Annotated in this window: 10 protein-coding genes and 1 pseudogene; 4 read left to right on the forward strand and 7 right to left on the reverse strand. The window is 55.3% G+C overall.

Annotated features, from left to right (window positions below):
• Positions 1-28: 28 nt before the first annotated feature.
• The 3 genes from R70723_RS09455 to R70723_RS09465 all read left to right on the forward strand — a co-directional run bounded on the left by R70723_RS09455 (position 29) and on the right by R70723_RS09465 (position 4816).
• Complete coding sequence (locus R70723_RS09455) at positions 29-2083, forward strand: methyl-accepting chemotaxis protein (protein ID WP_039871599.1); 2055 nt, start codon at positions 29-31, stop codon at positions 2081-2083.
• Between the two features lie 192 nt (positions 2084-2275).
• A complete protein-coding gene (locus R70723_RS09460) occupies positions 2276-3202 on the forward strand; it encodes an AraC family transcriptional regulator (protein WP_231574913.1) in 927 nt (308 codons plus the stop codon).
• Between the two features lie 108 nt (positions 3203-3310).
• On the forward strand, positions 3311-4816 hold the full coding sequence (locus tag R70723_RS09465; protein ID WP_039871601.1) for an alpha-glucosidase/alpha-galactosidase: 1506 nt from the start codon (positions 3311-3313) through the stop codon (positions 4814-4816).
• Positions 4817-4894: 78 nt separating this feature from the next.
• On the opposite strand, the gene R70723_RS09470 is transcribed toward R70723_RS09465, so the two are convergent.
• The 7 genes and pseudogenes from R70723_RS09470 to tnpB form a co-directional block, all read right to left on the reverse strand.
• Positions 4895-5476: a DUF2812 domain-containing protein gene (locus R70723_RS09470; protein ID WP_052421243.1), complete on the reverse strand. Its 582-nt coding sequence runs from the start codon at positions 5474-5476 to the stop codon at positions 4895-4897.
• On the reverse strand, positions 5473-5802 hold the full coding sequence (locus R70723_RS09475; protein ID WP_039871603.1) for a PadR family transcriptional regulator: 330 nt from the start codon (positions 5800-5802) through the stop codon (positions 5473-5475). The genes R70723_RS09470 and R70723_RS09475 overlap by 4 nt, the downstream gene beginning before the upstream one ends.
• A gap of 149 nt (positions 5803-5951) precedes the next feature.
• Positions 5952-7142: a sporulation protein YhbH gene (yhbH, locus tag R70723_RS09480; protein WP_372238237.1), complete on the reverse strand. Its 1191-nt coding sequence runs from the start codon at positions 7140-7142 to the stop codon at positions 5952-5954.
• A gap of 78 nt (positions 7143-7220) precedes the next feature.
• The gene (locus R70723_RS09485) at positions 7221-8906 is read right to left on the reverse strand and encodes a COG1361 family protein (RefSeq protein ID WP_039871605.1); all 1686 of its coding nucleotides are present in this window, start codon (positions 8904-8906) and stop codon (positions 7221-7223) included.
• Positions 8903-15631, reverse strand: coding sequence for a DUF7507 domain-containing protein (locus tag R70723_RS09490; protein ID WP_039871609.1), 6729 nt, complete (start codon positions 15629-15631; stop codon positions 8903-8905). The genes R70723_RS09485 and R70723_RS09490 overlap by 4 nt, the downstream gene beginning before the upstream one ends.
• A 174-nt stretch (positions 15632-15805) precedes the next feature.
• Entirely contained in the window at positions 15806-16450 is a 645-nt protein-coding gene (locus R70723_RS09495; RefSeq protein ID WP_047171082.1) for a methyltransferase domain-containing protein, read from the reverse strand.
• Between the two features lie 250 nt (positions 16451-16700).
• Positions 16701-17789: pseudogene (gene tnpB / locus R70723_RS31475) on the reverse strand (IS200/IS605 family element RNA-guided endonuclease TnpB).
• Positions 17790-17948: 159 nt separating this feature from the next.
• Between tnpB and R70723_RS09505 the strand changes: the two are divergent.
• Positions 17949-19541 carry an amidohydrolase gene (locus R70723_RS09505; RefSeq protein ID WP_039871611.1) on the forward strand — a complete coding sequence of 531 codons (1593 nt, stop codon included), beginning with the start codon at positions 17949-17951 and terminating at the stop codon, positions 19539-19541.
• Positions 19542-19590: the final 49 nt, after the last annotated feature.

The following is a 19590-nucleotide window of genomic DNA, read 5'->3' on the forward strand; positions in this document are numbered from 1 at the left end:
TATTTCTGTCATGAGGAGCGAGAGCCTGATGAAACGGCCGCGAAATGTGCAATTGAAATCGGTAGGCGTCAAATTGTTTGTTATTCTCTTCGGTACCATTGTCCTGCTGTCCACCGTGCTTGGAATCACCTCTTACTATGCAGCCAAAGGCATAATTACGGATGAAGTAGCAGCAGCCTCCTCGCAGTCGATCGTTCAGGCAGCGGACAAGCTGGATTTCCTGTTTGCAGAATATGAAGCGCTATCAAGACAGTTTGCAGTGGATTCAACACTTAAAGCTGACATGGAGCTCGTAAATGATCCGGCGGCCGGAACGGTAGCCAAGGTAGCAGCCGAGGACCGCATCCGCCGGAAGCTCGATTCGGTAAAAGGGTCGGACGACCGCCTGATCGCCATACGGCTTGTATCCAGAAGCCTGGTGGATGCGGAATCCTATAAGTCGGCCGGAGTCAGTGCAGTCCGGGACGGTGAGGGGATTCAGGCAAGAATTAAAAAGATCGACGATGGTAAAGGCCAGCCGGTCTGGTTCCCGGTACTGGATAAAGGGTTCTTTGAGATGTACAGTGAGTCATCCATGACGATGGGCCGGCTGCTGCGCAATATCCAGAACCCGGCTGCTGAATACTATATGCTCATTGAGATTAAGGGAAGCGCCTTGACGGATGTGCTGTCCAACCTCCATATCGGCCAGTCCGGAGAGATTCGTATTCTGGACCCGCAGGCCAGCATTGTATATGGAGCGGACAATGCGCTGCTTGGACAGGCCTCATACATACAAGCCGCCGGAGCGGAGCAGGCCGGGCAAGAACAGTCTTTTACAGCCAAGGATGAACAAGGCGAAGCCCAGCTGGTGGTCTACCAGCCGCTGGCTACGGGAGGCTGGACTTTGCTCGGGTATGCCCCGGTCAGTGATTTCACCAAATCTGCGGACAAGCTGCTCTACATTACCTTTGCAGTAGTGCTGGCAGCAGCCTTGATTGCGCTATTGATCGGTTATGTATTGATACGCTTAATCGGCCGCCCGCTTGGCAAGCTGGCCCGGCTGATGGAAGAGGGCGAGCAGGGCAATCTGCAGGTTCGTACAAACTTCAAGGGCCAGGATGAAATCGGGCGTCTGGGTCATAGCTTCAACAAAATGATGGAGCAGATTTCCCTTCTGGCCAGCCAGAGCAGCAGGTCGGCGGCAGAGGTGCTGGCGACCTCGGAGCAGCTGGTTAAGGCCTCCGGCGCTACCTCGGCCCATGCACGGGAGGTGGCTGAAGCGACCGGGGAGATTGCGCAGGGCGCAGCCAGCCTGGCGGCTGAAGCGGAAGCCAGCAACCGGAATGTGGAGCTGATGGCAACCAAGATGCAGGAGGTAGCCGGCATTAATGCCATCATGGACAGCACGGCGGAGCGGGTATTGGCGGTAAGCGACCAGGGGGCGGAGCTGATGCGGACGCTGGTGACGCAGAGTGAGTCAACGGTGCAGATGATGAAGCTGATCCAGGAGAATTCCGCATTACTGCAGGAGAGCAACCATCTGATCCGCAGCATTCTGAGCCCGATGATTGCCGTTAACAAGCAGACTAACATTCTGGCGCTGAACGCCTCAATTGAAGCAGTCCGTGCAGGAGCTGCCGGTAAAGGATTTATTGTCATTGCTGATGAGATCAGAGGCCTGGCGAACCAGTCCAACGAGTCGATTCAGTCTGTGTCCCGAATTACAGAGGAGATCAGCAATCATATTGAAAATACAGTAAAGGTTGTGAGCGAGGCTGGTCCGCTGTTCCGGGAGCAGATAACTTCGGTGCGGGAATCTTCCATTATATTCGCGAGTGTGCGGGCTGAAATGGAAGCCTTCCTGGCGCTGATCAGCCAGTCGTCAGCCTCCGTTACCGAGCTTGACCTGTTCCAGCGCCAGCTTGGAGAATCGATGGCCAGCGTCACCTCCGTGGTCCAGCAGACCAGCGCCTCCACCCAGGAGGTAGCCTCAATGTCGTCACAGCAATTTATTGTAAGCGAGGAGCTGGTTGCGCTCTCAGCGAAGCTGGAGGAGCTGGCGGAGAATCTGAAGCAGTCGCTGGTTTCTTTTGAAGGCTGAATATAGTATGGCCGGGAGCGCAGCACCGGCTGCAGATGGATCTGCCAGTTAAAAACAAGCCTCTGTTACCGTAACAATTACGGCAACAGAGGCTTGTTTGCTGACCAAGGGATATTGTATTGTACAGGGTACAGCTAAGCTTAGCGGCATACCTACAAAGTATCTTCTGCAGGAGGAAAGGGAGTGAACAGCATGAGTGAGCTGAGCGGAAGCCTGTTTCAGCAGTCTCTGCTTGAAAAAGAATACAGTCCCCGTTTTTTTGCCTACTATTATAAGCAGTGGGAGCATTATACGATGCCGTACCATCAGCACAACTCGACGGAAATTATGTATGTTATCTCCGGGAGCTGTACAGTTGAGGTGCGCAGCGATGCGGGCCGCGAGGAACGGTTCAGGCTTAAGCGCAGTGAACTGATTATCCTTGATGCCAATGTCCCGCACCGGCTGATCGTGGAGCAGGGCAGCGCCTGCCGCATGCTGAATGTGGAGTTCGGCTTTGCGGAGCACAGAGGCGTCGCGCCGTCACTCAGCAGGCTGGCCCGGGAGGAGGGGGAGCTGGCAGATTTCCTGCAAAAGCCCTTCAGCAGCCTAATGCTGTCTGATCCGGAGGAGGTCTTTCATGTACTGAAGGCGCTGGTGCTGGAGCTGGACCAATATGGCAAAGAAGGCGGCAGCCTCGTGCAGCTGCTCTTTGCCGAGCTGCTGCTCAGGCTCTCCAGGCTGCACAGGGAGCGGCTTATTGCCAGCCAGCAGCCTTCACAGCTCTATGTTCGGCGGGCTGTCGAATTCCTGCATCAGAATTATGACCGCAGCATTCAGGCCAGTGAGATTGCGGCGGCCGTGAGTGTGCATCCCGGGTACCTGCACCGTATTTTCAAGGCGCAGACAGGCAGAACCCTGACGGATTATCTGAACCTGCTGCGGATGGAGAAGGCCAAGATGCTGCTTGGACAGAGTGAGATCCCGGTAGCGGAGATTGCCGATTATGTCGGAATCAGCAGCAGGCAGTATTTTCACCTGCTGTTCAAAAAGTATGCCGGAGTCACTCCGGTGGAGTACCGGAACTCCATCGAACGCTATTCCTGGAGCGATAACAGCCTGTTCTCCGATGAAAGGTGAGGATTGTTGACAGACTGACAGTAAACTGGTCATGATATTGGTTACGCTTCCGTATGCCGTCTTGCTACAATGGACAGGTAGAACAACCTATAACGGAGGATGATAACCATGTCTTTTAAAGTAACCTTTATCGGGGCAGGCAGCATCGGGTTTACCCGAGGACTGCTGCGCGACCTTTTGACTGTAGCGGAATTCCGCAATATTGAAGTCTCATTTATGGATATTAACGACCACAATCTGCAGATGGTTACCGAGCTGTGCCAGCGGGATATTACAGAGAACGGACTGTCGATTCAGATCAAGCCCACCACTGACCGCAGAGAAGCGCTTAAGGACGCCAAGTACGTATTTTGTACAATCCGCATGGGCGGGCTGGAGGCTTTTGCCACCGATGTGGATATCCCGCTGAAGTACGGGGTGGATCAATGTGTGGGCGATACGCTATGTGCCGGAGGCATTATGTACGGACAGCGGGGGATTGCAGAAATGCTGGAAATCTGCCGTGATATCCGTGAGGTGGCCTCACCTGATGTGCTGCTGCTCAATTATTCTAACCCGATGGCCATGCTGACCTGGGCCTGCAATAAATACGGCGGTGTCCGGACGATCGGCCTCTGCCACGGCGTGCAGCACGGACATCACCAGATCGCGGAGGTCTACGGGCTGGAGAAATCTGAAGTGGATATCATCTGTGCGGGCATCAACCACCAGACCTGGTATATCTCAGCGAAGCATAAGGGCAAGGATCTGACAGCAGGCCTGCTGGAGGCGTTCGAGCGTCATCCGGAGTTCAGCCGGACAGAGAAGGTGCGGATTGATATGCTGCGCCAGTTCGGCTACTACAGCACGGAATCCAACGGCCACCTTAGCGAATATGTTCCATGGTACCGCAAACGCAGCGGTGAAATCATGGACTGGATTGATCTGGGCAGCTGGATTAACGGCGAAACCGGAGGCTACCTGCGGGTGTGCACAGAGGGACGCAACTGGTTCGAGACTGATTTTCCCAACTGGATGAAGGACCCGGCACTGGAGTATACACCGGAGAACCGCGGGGAGGAGCACGGCTCCTATATTATTGAAGGGCTTGAGACCGGCCGGGTGTACCGGGGCCACTTCAATGTTGTGAACAATGGCGTAATCGCCAACCTGCCCGCTGATGCTGTTATCGAAGCCCCGGGATATGCGGATCACAACGGGATCTCGATGCCGCTAGTCGGCGAGCTGCCGCTCGGTCCGGCTGCTGTCTGCAACGTCAGCATCTCGGTACAGCGACTGGCGGTTGAGGCAGCGGTGCACGGGGACGACCAGCTGCTGCGTCAGGCGTTCATGATGGACCCGCTGGTCGGGGCAGTCTGCAATCCGAAGGAAATCTGGCAGATGGTTGATGAGATGCTAGTGGCCGGGGAAGAGTGGCTGCCGCAATATAAAACGGCGATTGCCGCAGCGAAGGAGCGTCTGGCTTCCGGGAACCTGATTCCTACCCGTACAGATAATGAGGGAGCTGCACGCCTTAAAGTGAAGACAGTGGAGGAGATGCAGCAGGACCGCGATGCCGCCAACAAAAATGCCGGTGAATCCGACAAGGGCAAGGACCGGGAGAAGGTGCAGTAAAAAGAAAAGGGCCGGCGCAGCGACTGTCTGCTTCCGGCCTGCTTTTGTATAAAGGTGAGTGATGTCAATGTGAAGGTCTCACTCCCGGATCAGCTGGTCATTTTGCAGCTTCGCAATCTTTTTGCGGATAGGCCTGCTAATGGAAACAAAGAACAGGCTCAGAACGACAAGGAGCAGGCCCATGACCAGATTAATCCTGTTGAGGGCAGAGGGGTTATTCACAAACGTCAGGGAGATGTTAAGCAGGCCAATGATCAGCTCCATCAACGCCAGGGACATCCACAGCGTGTTAATTCTTTTATAATGCCTGAGCTTGGAATCGATGTCGGAATAGATGCTGAACGCACCCTCGGCTGCCTTTCTTCTGAAGATCACCCAGCGCAGGTTGCTGTACTTAAGCATGCCCCATAACCATTTGCCCGTCGGCACAAGCTCTGCCCCTGTTTCTTTCATAAACTGCAGATATTCGGCAGCCTCGGGTCCTTGCGGATTCTCTTTCAGCAGCTCAATACGGTAGATATACTCCCCTTTGCCGCTTTCCTCAAAGGTGTACCTTGACCAGGAGTATTCGCTAAGCGCGTATCCTTGGGCAGCCATCTCATTCAGCCATTCCTCCTCCTTCTCAAAATCACTGAAAAACCTGTGTTTTACGAGACTCATTCCGGTTCGCCTCCCATAAGCTTTTTGCCGTTTGCCAGCAGCTCGTCAAGTCTTGCCATTTCAGTCCGGACAGCTGTCCGGCCGGCCTCCGTGATCCGGTACTCCTTCTTGCGTGAATCCTGCTCCCCCTGCAGCAGCTCGATCCAGCCCCGCTCGACCAGTGTGCTCAGCGCACCGTATAAGGTGCCGGCTCCCAGCTCGACCCGCTCATTGCTCAGCAGCTTCACGTTCTGCATAATACCGTAGCCGTGCATAGGGGTGAGCAAGGATAAAAGAATGTAATACACACCTTCTGTTAAAGCCCCGTAATCCTTATTGTCCGGCAACTCCGGATCACTCCTTTCTTCTATACCGTCCATCGCTATATCGGTTACCGATATAATAACTATATCGTCTGCCGATATAGATGTCAACAGGCATTAGCACACAAAAAAACCTCATCCGCAGAGGGAGGAGGTTTCTAGTGAGCCTGAGCTTACTTAACCGGGCTTCTTTTGCCGAAAAAGGTCTTAAGTGCCTGATATACTTCCTTTTTGTCCTTGATGACATAGTGCATGAACTGCTCCTGCTTGAGATGCCGGTAGGCGGACATCAGCGTGCTGCTGCGGTTATACTGGTTCACCTCACCGTAGCCGAACATGTTGCTGCGCTTCAGCAGCTCGCCGATCAGCTTGACGCAACGCTCATTATCAGAGGTCAGGTTATCCCCGTCTGAGAAGTGGAACGGGTAGATGTTATATTTGGCCGGCGGGTAACGGCTGTCGATGATCTCAATCGCCTTTTGGTAGGCTGATGAACAAATGGTGCCGCCGCTCTCGCCCCGGGTGAAGAAATCATGCTCGCTGACTTCCTTGGCCTCCGTATGATGGGCCAGAAAGACGATATCGACCTTCTCATACTGGCGGCGGAGGAAGCGGGTCATCCAGAAGAAGAAGCTGCGGGCGCAGTATTTCTCAAAGGTACCCATGGAGCCCGACGTATCCATCATTGCAATAATAACGGCGTTGGAGTGGGGGATCGTAATATCATCCCAGGTTTTGTAGCGAAGGTCATCCGGGCTGATGCTGTGGATACCCGGCCGGCCGCTGCTGGCGTTACGACGCAGGTTCTCCAGCAGGGTACGCTTCTTGTCGATATTCGACATCATGCCCTTTTTGCGGATATCGTTGAAGACAATCGACTTGACCTCAATCTCTTCCTTATCCTTGGGGGCCAGATGAGGCAGCTCCAGGTCCTGGAACAGAATGTCCTCCAGATCCTCCAGATTAACCTCCGCTTCAATGGTGTCCTGACCCGGCTGATCACCGGCCTTTTCCCCTTTGCCCGGCTGGGCAGACTGGGAGTCACGGCCGAGCACATCGCCCACCTGGCTGTCTCCGTCCCCCTGGCCGACATGCTTTTGCTTACGGAAGTTATAGATAATCCGGTATTCATCCAGACTGCGGATCGGTACTTTTACAATCTGCTTGCCGTCGGACATGATAATGTTCTCTTCGGTAACCAGGTCAGGCAGATTATCCTTAATGGCTTCCCTGACCTTCTGCTGGTGACGTTCCTGATCCTGATGGCCTTTACGGTGAAGGGACCAGTCTTCTTTCGAGACAACAAACGCATACGGCTCCGGTGATTGCGGCAGGATGACCACCTCCCATGAAATATAAATCAGTCGATGCACAAGCCTTAGTCCGCTGAAAGGGTTGTAACTAAAGTATATTCATGGGGATGGGGGATATGTGAACTGTCTTTACTCGCTGATCTCTTCAATAATGAGACGGTAGCTGTTGGATCTGGCTTCGCCTGAATAACGGCGGTCTTCAATGGTATACACATACAGTGCCGTTGAATTGCCCTGAAGGGTATTGCCCATATAATCGATATTGATTTTGACCATGTAGGCCAGATGAACCGTCTGTCCGGGCTCGAGAATCCCTAGCGGCACTGTGCCGCTGTAAGGTGTGCCGGGCACTGTAACTGCGCTGACCGTTACAATATCCGGGTCGATGACGGTGCCTTGCGGAACGATTCGGATTACGGTTACATCTGCAGGGTAATTGCCGCTGTTCGTAACATGGACTCTGAATTCGGCAATGCCTCCATGCTCGACAACCGGCGGCTCTCCGCTCATTTGAATCGAAATGATTGGAGCATAGAGCAGTGTGATGACCAGATTGGACCGGGCATTCTGCCTGACGCTCCGCCCGTCCGGAAGAGTGTAGGTATACGCGGTATTTCCCTGATTCCGGATGGCTGGCAGCTCCCGGACGTCGGTAGCAGCAGGTACAGCTACAAGGAATGCTACATGAACGGCAGCTTCCGGTCTTACCGTGCCGAGCGGGATGCCATCTCCCGGCCTCACACCCGGACGGGGCACTCCGTTCACCTGGATGCTGTCCCAGATAAACAGTGTGCCAGGGGGGATCACGTCAGTAAGCACAGCTTCCACTGCCAGATTGCCGCTGTTCCGGACCGTAAATTCATAGCGGAGATTGTCGCCCGGAGTTGCGCTATGCCGGTCTACCTTCAAGCTGACATTGATGCCTGCCTGCACAATTGTAACGGTTACTGTGTTGCTCTCCACCTGCTCGGCATCCTCATTAGCAATGTAGGAGAGTGTTGCGCGGGTAACAAGTGCAGCCTCAGGCGGAACCGCAGTGACCCGTACCCGGAAGGAAATTTCTGCAGCGGCACCTATGTCCAGTGTCCCCAGCGGGATTCCGTCCGCGGGATCTGCCTCAGGAGAGTAGACTCCGCCTGCAACTACACTTCCGGGAATAAAGACGGAGCCCTCCGGCACAGGGATGATTGCAGAGATGCTGCCAAGCGGCCTGGTTCCCTCGTTCCTCAGCAGCAGCGTATAAGTTATAACATCCCCGACAAAGGAGGTCGGGGTGCTTGCAGTAAGCAGGATGGAGAGCTGGTAAGCCAGCAGGGATACGGTTACTGTATTGGAACTGACTTCCCCCGCAACCCTTCTTCCGCCTGTTGTAGAGAATGAATATTGTCCGGTTGCGGCATTCCGCAGCTCAAGTGACGGCGGCAGCGAAACGACGATAACCTGGAACGCTACTGTGACCTGACTCTGTGGTGCAACAGCATCAAGCGGAATTCCGGCTGCAGGCGATGCTCCGGGCAGGGGCACACCGTCCCTCAGAACGCTGTTGGCAATAAAAGAGACACCCTGGGGAAGCGCGTCAAGGATTGTAACCAGTGCCGGGAGATTTCCGCTGTTGGTTGCTGTGATGGTATAAACCAGTGTTTCCCCGAGGGAAACACTGGTTTTGTCTGCGCTTTTGGACAGGGAGAGAACAGGACCTACAACCTGGGTGTTGACGGTGTTGGAAAAAGTGATTCCGTCAATACCCGCCGCTGAGCTGAACAGCACCATGGATTGATTCGTCACGACAGGCTGCAGATTCGGGCCGGGGGTCATACCTCAATTACCTGTACCTGGAAGGTGACGGTCACTGAAGCTCCTGCAGCAATCGTACCGATTACGATACCGGCTGCCGGATTGGCATTTGGCCGCTGTACACCATCAACGGCTACACTGCCTATTACGAACTGGCTGCCTGCAGGGATCGGGTCAACCAGTACAACGTTGTTGACAGCGACAATACCGTTGTTAGTAACCACGATTGTATACGTTATGAGATCGCCGACAACCGCATCGATGGAAGGCGTGCTCTTGACTGCTGTAACGTCAGGCGAGGATACCGGTATAACGAGCACATTGGACAGTGAGCTGCCGGAGAGCAGGCGTCCGTCCGGCGGACTGAAGGTAAAGCTGGCTGAGGCCTGATTGACCAGCTGCTGAGGTGAAGGCAGTGAAGCTACAGTAACCTGGAGAGTAACCGTTACGGTAACCGTCGCTCCCGGCGCAACCGTACCTATGGCAACACCTGCCGTAGGATCTGCTCCCGGCTGCGGCACACCATTGATCAATACGCTGTTCGGCACGAATACGGCACCCGGCGGAATAGCGTCTGTTACGGTGACATTAGCCGGCAGGTTGCCTGTGTTGTTCACACTCAGGAAGTAAGTGACGGTATCGCCGACCGTAGCATTGGCGGTATCCGCGCTCTTAACGACATTGATGAACGGCTGGTACACCGGTGTAATCAGGTTGTTGGAATAGGATGCACCGGAGAACGCGCCGGAGGTAAAGCTGACTGAAGCCTGATTGTTCAGTACAGTGCTGGCAGGCAGGGCGTTGACCAGGATATTGAATGTGATGGTGGCAGAGGCTCCCGGTGCTATGGTGCCGGCTGCAATGCCATTGGCCGGATTGGCTCCAGGCACCGGAGTGCCGTCTACAACTACGCTGCCGGTGACAAAGGAGGCGCCTGCCGGTATCGGGTCACTGAGCACAATATTGTTAATCGGCGCAATCCCGTTATTCGTAACGACGATTGTGTAAGGTACGGTGTCCCCGATGACGGCATCAATAACAGTAGTGCTTTTGACTACGGCCACATTAGGAGAGGATACCGAAATCAAATTGATGTTGGAAGGCGCTGTCTGGTTAAAGGTACGGCCGTCAGGCAGCGTATAGGCCAAGGAGATGATTGCCTGGTTGCTGAGCTGCTGGCTTGGCGGCAGGGTATCAATCAGCACAGAGAACGTAACGGTGAGTGCGGCTCCGGCAGCAATCGTGCCGAGCGGAACACCGGTGGCCGGATCACTGCCCGGAACCGGCTGGCCGCCGACCAGCACGCTGTTGGCTACAAGCACGGTGCCTGCCGGTATCGTATCAGTCAGGGTAGCTGTAGCCGGATAATTCCCTGAATTATTGACAGTAACCGTATAGGTTATCGTATCGCCGACAGTTGCATTGGTAACGTTGGAGGATTTGACGGCTGCGACAATCGGCTGGAAGACAGGCGTTGTGACGATATTGGAGAAGGCGACATTGGCAATGGCTCCGGAAGTAAAGCTGACCGAGGACTGGTTATTGAGCAGTCCGGTGGCCGGAAGCGAGGTTACTGTTACAGTAAAGGCAACAGTAACGGAAGCCCCGGGAGCAATGCTGCCGATGGTAACTCCGGTTGCAGGGGAAGCACCCGGACGGGGAACGCCATCCACAAGGATACTGCCGGCTACAAATGCGGTGCCTGCAGGAAGTGCGTCAGTAAAGACGACATTATTGACGGTGGCAATGCCGTTATTGGTCAGAACGACGGTATAAGTAATGGAATCTCCGACAGTTGTAGCGGTAGTAGTGGTGCTCTTGACTACGCCCAGGTTCGGATTCGACACCGGAATGGTGAAGGTGTTCGATAAGGCTGAGCCGCTCAGTGTCCGGCCGTCCGGCAGGGTGAAGGTGTAAGACGCCGTTCCCTGATTGACAAGAAGCTGCGGTGACGGAAGGGAGGTAATAACGACCGAGAACTGTACCACCACGGTTCCGCCCGCCGGGATGGTTCCGGCAGCAATGCCTGCTGACGGATCCGCCTGCGGCAGCGGCAGGCTGTTAACCAATACACTGTTAGGCACAAAGGTTGTGCCTGCAGGGATATTATCGGTCACAGTCAGTGTGGCCGGGTAGTTCCCGGTATTGGTTGCTGTCAGAGAGTAGGTTACCGTATCGCCAACAGTGGCATTAACGGTGCTGGCACCTTTGACCAATGCAATATTTGGCTGAAAGACAGGAACGGCCACCGGATTGGACCAGGTGGAGCCTGAGAACACCCCTGAGGTGTAGGTTACTGTCGCCTGGTTGTCAATGGAGGCATCGGCCGGCACGGAGGTTACCAGGACATTATAGGTGACAACCGCCACAAACCCGGCTGCCAGTGTGCCTATGGCCACCCCAGTGGCCGGATTGGCATTCGGGAACGGTACGCCGTTGACAGCCACGCTGCCGGTGACAAAGGTGGTGCCGTCCGGTGTCGGATCATTAAGCAGCACATTATTGACGGGGTCGATCCCGTTGTTGGTAATAGTTACTGTATAAGGAATTGTATCTCCAAGTGCGGCAGCGGTGAAGGTCGTGCTTTTGACTACAGCCAGGTTCGGGGCAGATACAGCAATGGTTACTGTATTTGATACTGCTGTTCCGGTCAGCAGGCGGCCGTCCGGCGGAGTGAAGGTAAAGGTCGAGCTGGCCTGATTGACGAGTTGCTGCGGACTCGGCAGGGAAACGATGAACACCGTGAAGCTGACTGTGATACTGGCTCCGGGTGCGACGGTACCGACAGCGATTCCGGTATCCGGAGCGGAGCCCGGCTGCGGGAAGCCGCCGACAATGACGCTGTTCGGATCAAAGGTTGTGCCTGCCGGGATATTGTCGGTCAGGGTTACATTGGCAGCCAGATTACCGGTGTTGCTGACGACAATGGTATAAATAATCGTATCGCCGACTGTTGCGCTAAGGTCGTTTGCGCTTTTGACCAGCGAAATCTGCGGCTGAATGACCGGGGTGGTCGTCACATTGGAGCTCGATGAGCCCGAAAAAACCCCGGAGGTAAAGCTGACGGTTGACTGGTTGTTAATCTGTGAAGGAATCGGCATTGTAATCCTCACCTCGAATGTTACGGCAATTGAGGCCCCGGGGGCCAGACTGCCGATTGGAATGCCGGTGGACGGAACTGATAGCGGCTGGGACACGCCGCCCACAATTACGGTTCCGGGAATGAAGGCCGCATTCTCAGGCAGCGGATCGCTGAGAATGATGTTGTTGACAGCAGCAATACCAGTGTTTGTCAGCACGGAGGTAAAGGTCAGGATGTCGCCTGTGACGGCGTCAATGGCATTTACACTTTTTACGACATTGATATTTGGTGCAGAGACAGGAACAGCGAGCGTATTGGAGACGGTATTGCCTCCAAGCTGCCGTCCATCCGGCAGAGTAAAGGTGTACGAGGCAGCGGCGGAATTCAGCAGCTGCTGGTTGGGCGGCAGGGCTGTGACGGTGACAAGAAAGCTTACTGTGACACTGTCACCGGGGGCAAGCGGCCCAACCGGAACCCCGCTCACCAGATCATAGCCGGGCAGCGGGGTTCCGCCGACAATAACGCTATTCGGCTCAAAGGTGACCTGAGGCGGCAGGCTGTCGGTCAGGTTCAGTGTGGCGGCGATGTTGCCGGTGTTCCGGGCAAGAATTGAAAAGGACAAGGAGCTGCCTACTGAAGCCTGGGCGGCATTGGCGCTTTTCGCCAGGCTGATTACCGGTATGAAGACCGGCGTGTTAACCGTGCCTGACAGCGCAGTTCCGCTGAATGTGCCGGCAGTAAAGGAGGCGCTGGCCCGGTTGCTCAGCTGCCCGGAAGGCGGCACGGAGATGGCATTAACCTGAAAAGTGATAACTACGGTCGCACCTGAAGCGATAGTACCGAGATTAATGCCGGCCCCGGGATTTGCAGACGGCGAGGAAGCACCGTTGATCGTAACACTGCCGGCTACAAATGCGCCTCCGGCCGGGATCGGATCGGATAGGACGACATTGCTGACAGCGACGCCGCTGGGATTGGAGACAGAGACGGTGTAGGTGATATATTCCCCGACGGCAATGGCATTGAGGCTGGCGTTTTTCAGAATTGTGATATTCGGTGCTGATACCGGAATGCTAACTGTATTGGATACGCTGGAGCCGGCCAGCGAACGGCCGCTGGGCAGCTGATACGTATAGCTGCCGCTGCCCTGATCTGTTAATACAGCCGGTGAGGGCAGTGACGTCACTGAGGTTAGGAAGGTCACCGTGAAGGCAGCACCGGGAGCTACAGACCCCAGCGGAATTCCGGTTAGCGGAGAATCAGAGGGACGGACGACATTGTTTACAATGACACTGCCTGAAACAAAGCTTGAACCGGCCGGTATGTTATCTGTCAGGGTAACGGTTGCCGCAATATTCCCAGAATTCTGCACCTGCAGGGTGTACAGGACATTGCCGCCTACGGTGGCGCTGGTCGGGCTGGCGCTTTTGGAGATCCCGATTACCGGCTGGAACACAGGTGTAGGAACAATATTGGACTGTGTAATGGCAGTGAACGCTCCTGAGCTGTAGGACGCTGATGAGCGGTTGGAGAGCTGGCCGCCTGCCGGTACAGAGGTGATGCTCACCTGGAAGGTGACCGTGACACTCGCACCGGGGGCAATGGTTCCGACCGTAATCCCTGAGGCAGGATCAGCTGTAGGCCGTGAGGTACCGGCCACAACGACACTGCCCGGCACAAAGGTGCTGCCGGCAGGGATCGGATCGGACAGGACGACATTTGTAACGGCAGCGATGCCGTTGTTGCTGATAACGGAGGTGTACAGCAGGGTATCACCTACGGCAACATCGGGCAGGCTGGCGCTTTTGGCAACCGCTACGTTCGGCAGTGTGACAGGTATAGTCAGGATGTTTGAGGCAGCGGAGCCGGAAACCGTGCGGCCGTCCGGCACCAGGAAGGTGTAGGCGGCGGTGGCCTGGTCAACAAGCTGGGGCGGAGAAGGCAGGCTGTTGACCACAACACGGAACTGCACGGTGGAGCTACCCCCGGCGGCAATGGTGCCGATCGGAATGCCGGTGGCAGGGTTGCCCGCTATTGGTGTACCGTTGACGGTAAAGCTGCCGGGTACATAAGTACTGCCTGCCGGAATGTTGTCGGTTAGTGTGGTGGTGGCGCCGATGTTGCCGGTGTTGGACACCTGAATCGTATAGATAATCTGGTCTCCGACGGTAGCGTTGGTGGTATTGGCGCTTTTGACAAGCCCGAGCACCGGTGAATATACCGGAATTGTACTCGTATTGGACGGGATAACCCCTGAGACAATGGGACCGCCGGCAACACTTTGAAATGTAAATGCGGCAGTGGCTGTATTGGGTACGAACTGCGGGTTAGGCAGTGATGTGACCCTTGCCTGGTATGTAACGGTCACAGAGGTGCCGAGAGCAAGCGAACCCAAGGGAATACCCGCAGTAATATCGAAAGTAGGTCTGGATACTCCAGCGACAACGACACTCCCGGCCACAAAGGTCAGCCCGGCCGGCAGAGTATCCGACAGCACCACGCTGGCGGCGCTTGCTGTACCGGTATTGCTGACGGTTACAGTGTAGTTTACCGTGTCCCCGACTAGTGTCCCTGTTACATTGGCACCCTTGGTAAGGCTGATGGTCGGCGCGTTAATATCGATCTGCAGCGCATTAGCATTTACGACATAAGCATCGCCGGAAGTAGTTAGTGTGAGCAGGGCAGAGGTCTGGTTGTTGACCAGTCTTGCCGATACACTGACATTGGTAATATCCCAGCCTTGGCGTCCGCCGACTATATTGCTGCCCGGACTGCCGTTGGTCTGGTTGCGGTTGCCGAAGGTACCGGTGGTATTCAGTGCTCCGGCATCATTATTGATCTGTGAGGCAAAAAAATTGTTGGCAAAGTTGTTGGGTCCCGATAGCGCCACCTGGGTGGCAGAGGTCGGGCCGAACAGCGCCTGGTCACCGGAACGGTTGGCATCGCCTTCCTGCGCGCTGAACAGGATGCGGCCGCCAAGTGCCCCGGAAACAGGGGTGGCAAAGCCGGTAATCGTAGTAACGACAGGGGCTGAGGTGGACTGGACCAGCACAGCCCCGGCACGGAGGGACATATTGCGGAACGGGAGAGCCGGATTCTGATAGATGACACCGAGCGTCCAGCCTGCGTGGTTGGCTGTCGAATCACCGGAGATTACGATGGTGCCGACTACCCCGCCGACGATATAAGTGCCCGCTCCGCCTGCCTGAATGATGCTCGTTACATTGTTGGAACGCACATACGCTGCAGCCCCGCCTCCCAGATCCACCGTGTTATTAGTAGCGGGGTCTGGAGATACACTGACTGTATTACCGGCCGGTGTCGTAATTGACACGGGATTGTTGATGAACGCGCTAAGATTAACGGCCCCGTTAATATAAGAGCCGCCCCAGATCAGCTCGGCATACAGCACCGTACTTCCGGCGGGGATCGTCAGAATGGCCGCAGAGCTGTTATTCTGATAAAGACTGGTTGTTCCGGCAGGATAGGTCCCGAAGGTAGAGGCTGTATTGACTGTGCTGAAGGCGCCTATACTGTCCTGTGTGCCGGGCACGCCTATAGTATCGGAACGGCTTAAGCCGAGTGTGTTACCAGTAAATGTAATTGCTCCGGTTGCATTAATAGTAGACCGAACGACTAGAGGAATAATTTTCACCTCCTTCATAGGAATGCTGTGTATGCTCTACATCGAAAAAAAGCAAACCGTCTCCTGCTGAGGACGATGTGCCATCTTTCTTGTGATATATTTAGCCTATGATGGAGGAAAGAGTTACTTGTTTGTCCAGCCGCAACTTTTTTGAGAAAATAGAGGGAAGTCCCAGCGATGCGGCAGCAGCGCTCAGAAAAGGTCTTCTCTCAGCCGGCTTAGCCGTCTGCGCTCCAGCAGTACGCGCGGCTCAGGTTGGGGATTACGGCTCATGGCTTCAAGCTCGGCATGGGAAATGTCCTTTTTGACCACAACGAAATGGTACATGATCTCGTGGACGACATTGGCCTGAAGCGTCTTCAGGATATCAAGCTCCTCCGTCTCATACAGCGACTGGTCAAACGGATACTGGTAGAACAGCTCCATCCGGAGCAGCCTGTAGTCAAACGGAGGCACGGGAACCGGATAATCAGGGACTGCCGGTGAAAGCGGGCTGGAGGGCGGCTGAAAGAAGCTTCCTGTTAAATAGCGGGGGGTGTATTCGTCGAACTTCTGCTTGAAAAAAGGATTGGAGCTGTGCGGATAGCTGTGCGCGTATGGAGCCAGAATGCAGACAACGGCCTTATGGCAGCTGATCCGGTATATTTCCGCCAGCACAGTCATCAGATTGTCCACGTAAGGCAGCACCCGGCTGGCCATGACGAACTCGGCGGTGTTGTCCGGAAGCGGTATTTCTTCATTAATGTTACAGACTATATCCACTCCGGGGTATGCAGTCCGGTCGATTCCCAGATAACCTGATTCTTTGGCGGAACCGCAGCCGATATCGATTTTCAAGGAAACCACTCCTTCGGGGGATAAAATAAGGCTCTTCACTATAGTATTAGCACCGGCGGCTCCTGCTTCCGGTAGATGCCTATGGGCCGGGAAAGAAACCGTGCCGCTGCGTTTTTCTTTCTATTATTGAATTCTCCCCCACTTAGCTAACGCTTGAAGTGGCGGATTCTTGCGAACAGAAGCGTAACCTCTTCTTATTTAGCAAGCGATTCCAGCGTTCCCGCAGTTCTATCATTTGGATAGGTGGCGGTTAAACCGCTACTTGTGCAATATTATGAGCGGCGTTTTCATCACGGTCATGAAGCGTACCGCAAGCGTTGCACGTCCATTCCCGAACCGCAAGATTCTTAACTTCCGAGTGGATTGTGCCACACACGTGACACCGCTGACTGGTCGGTTCGAACGTATCGGCGATCCGAAGGGTTCGTCCATACCAAAGGGCTTTGTACGTCAGTTGCCGTACCCACTCCCCCTAAGACGCATCCGCGATGGATTTTGAAAGCTTGGGATTCTGAATCATATTCGCGACACGCAGATGTTCGATACTAATCGTTTGGTTTTCACGGATCAGTTTCGTTGTCAGTTGGTGGAGAAAATCATTTCGTTTATTCGCAATACGTTCGTGAATGCGAGCGACATGCTGCTTCGCTTTCTTCCAATTGGAGCCGCCCGGAGTACGCCGAGCCATCCGCCGCTGCCAAAGCGCCAGCTTTTTCTCATATTGGCGGTAAAAGCGGGGATTGGCATACCGTTCACCATTTGAGCTTACAGCATACTCTTTCAAACCCAGATCGATTCCGATATGTGCGTCCACTTGCGGCAGTGGGTTCTTTTCAACTTCGCAGCTAAGCGAAACGAAAAATTTCCCGCTGGCGTTTTGGCGCACGGTAGCAGACAATATCCGGCCTTCCAGCTTCCGGGAGTTTGCAAAACGCATCCAGCCGAGTTTTGGGAGCTTCAAGCGACTCCCCTCAATGGCGATATTCCCGTTCGTGAATTTGGTCGTGTAACTTTGAACCGGATGCTTCCGGCTCTTAAAGCGTGGCGCTTGATTTTGCTTTTTGAAAAAGCGATCAAAGCTATCCGCCACATGACGGGCAGCCGACTGCAAAGCGATGCTATCGACTTCTTTCAGCCAGTTGTATTGCGCTTTTAGTACAGGGAGTTTTGTCGCACAAGCGTGATAGGACAAGCCTTTTCCCGTTTCCGCATAGCTTTGATTCCAAGTGTCCAAAAAGGTATTGAACACAAAGCGGCAGCAGCCGAACATACGCCTTATGAGTTGCTGTTGTTCCGGTGTGGGGTAGATCCGGTATTTATAGGCTTGATGTATCAGCATGTGCGACACCTCATTTTTGGTAATATTATTTACATTATAGCACATACGTTCGGGTTTAGGTCCAAATACCGCAGAATTCATCCCCACCCTATCGAGGGTGGAGTATTCTCAGCTTTTTTAGATAAATTCGAGACTTCAATACTAAAGGAGCACCTGACAATGACGTTAACCTTATTTAAAAATGGAAATCTTTCAGCAGCCGGACACCCCGGCGATGATGCTGTGCTGGTAGAGGACGGCCTCATCAGGGCTATTGGAAATGGGAGCGAGCTCTCCCTGCAGCTGGCCGGACGCCGGGCGGCTGTCGTTGACTGGGACGGCGGGCACGTCCTGCCCGGACTTACAGATGCCCATGTGCATCTGGGTATGCACGGCATGAAGCTGGACATGCTGGATTTCACCGGCATGACCTCCAAAGAGGAGATGCTGCAGGCGATCAGGGAGCGGGCGGCACTTACGCCTCCGGGAGAATGGATTCTCGGCCTCAACTGGAACGAGAATGAGTTCAGGCCTGCCGCCGCTCCGCACCTCTCAGAGCTTGACGCAGTGACACAGCAGCATCCGGTATTCCTGACCCGGACCTGCTTCCACGCATTCCTCGGCAACAGCGAGGCGTTCCGGCGGGCAGGCGTCACGGCTTCCACGCCTGACTTCGCCTCCGGCGCTTACGGCCGCGACAGCGGCGGAGGACTGAACGGCTGGATTTACGAGGATGCCGTCCAGCCGTTCAATGAGGTGCAGCCGGCGCCGGATTACGCCGCGCTGAAACAGGCGGTGCGCCGCGGCATTGCAGACGCGCTCTCCCTCGGGCTGACCGCGGTCCACACGGAGGACCTGCGGCTCCTGGGCAGCGTGGAGACCATGCTGCGGATCCACCGTGAGCTGCGGGAGGAGGGCATGCTTTTCCGCACCCATCAGCTGCTCTACTACGCCTATCTGCAGGAGGCGGAGCAGCTCGGGCTCGCAGCGGGCAGCGGGGATGAATGGCTGCGGCTTGGTGCAGTCAAGCTGTTCGCCGACGGGGCGATCGGCGGGCGGACAGCCCTGCTGGAGCAGCCGTACAGCGATGCGCCAGAAACCTCAGGGATAGCGATTCATACCCAGGAGGGGCTGAATGATATCGTCAGCGCCGCCCGCAGGCTCGGGTATCCGGTGGCGGTGCATGCCATCGGCGATGCTGCGGCGCGGATGACGCTGGCCGCGATGCAGCATCAGCCGCTCCGGCCGGATGCGGCGCTGCCGGACCGGTTCATCCACGCCCAGGTGCTGAACCGCGGCCTGGTGGAGCAGATGGCCTCCATGCGGCTGATCGCGGATATCCAGCCGCGGTTTGTGGCCAGCGACTTTCCGTGGGTGCTGGACCGGGTCGGCCCGGAGCGGGCAGGCTATCTCTATGCCTGGAAGAAGCTGCTGGCCGCAGGCATTCCCTGCGCCGGTGGCAGCGACGCCCCGATCGAGCCGCTTAGCCCGTTCCTGGGCATGCATGCCGCGGTTACACGGTGCAGGCCCGGGGAGCGTCATGAGGGCTATCTGCCGGAGGAAAGGCTGAATCCGGCTGAAGCGCTTCGTCTGTTCACAGAGGGCAGCGCCTCAGCGGCCGGTGAGCAGCGGGAACGGGGGCGTATCGCACCTGGCTTCCGCGCAGATTTTACCGTTACAGACCGTGATATTACGGCAGATGCTGAGGAGATGCTGAACGTTAAGGTGCGGATGACGGTGGTTAACGGTGCGGTGGCGTACAGCGCAGATTAAACAGGCCTGCTGGGGGGAACTGTATACCTGATGTGCTGCAGAGCAAGTT

The sequence above is a fragment of the Paenibacillus sp. FSL R7-0273 genome (assembly GCF_000758625.1).
Lineage (GTDB): Bacteria > Bacillota > Bacilli > Paenibacillales > Paenibacillaceae > Paenibacillus_AQ.

Bases quoted from the DNA above. Each gene is read 5' to 3' on its own strand.
- R70723_RS09455 (WP_039871599.1), top strand. From the start codon at position 29: ATGAAACGGCCGCGAAATGTGCAATTGAAATCGGTAGGCGTCAAATTG.
- R70723_RS09460 (WP_231574913.1), top strand. From the start codon at position 2,276: ATGAGTGAGCTGAGCGGAAGCCTGTTTCAGCAGTCTCTGCTTGAAAAA.
- R70723_RS09465 (WP_039871601.1), top strand. From the start codon at position 3,311: ATGTCTTTTAAAGTAACCTTTATCGGGGCAGGCAGCATCGGGTTTACC.
- R70723_RS09470 (WP_052421243.1), bottom strand. From the start codon at position 5,476: ATGAGTCTCGTAAAACACAGGTTTTTCAGTGATTTTGAGAAGGAGGAG.
- R70723_RS09485 (WP_039871605.1), bottom strand. From the start codon at position 8,906: ATGACCCCCGGCCCGAATCTGCAGCCTGTCGTGACGAATCAATCCATG.
- R70723_RS09490 (WP_039871609.1), bottom strand. From the start codon at position 15,631: ATGAAGGAGGTGAAAATTATTCCTCTAGTCGTTCGGTCTACTATTAAT.
- R70723_RS09505 (WP_039871611.1), top strand. From the start codon at position 17,949: ATGACGTTAACCTTATTTAAAAATGGAAATCTTTCAGCAGCCGGACAC.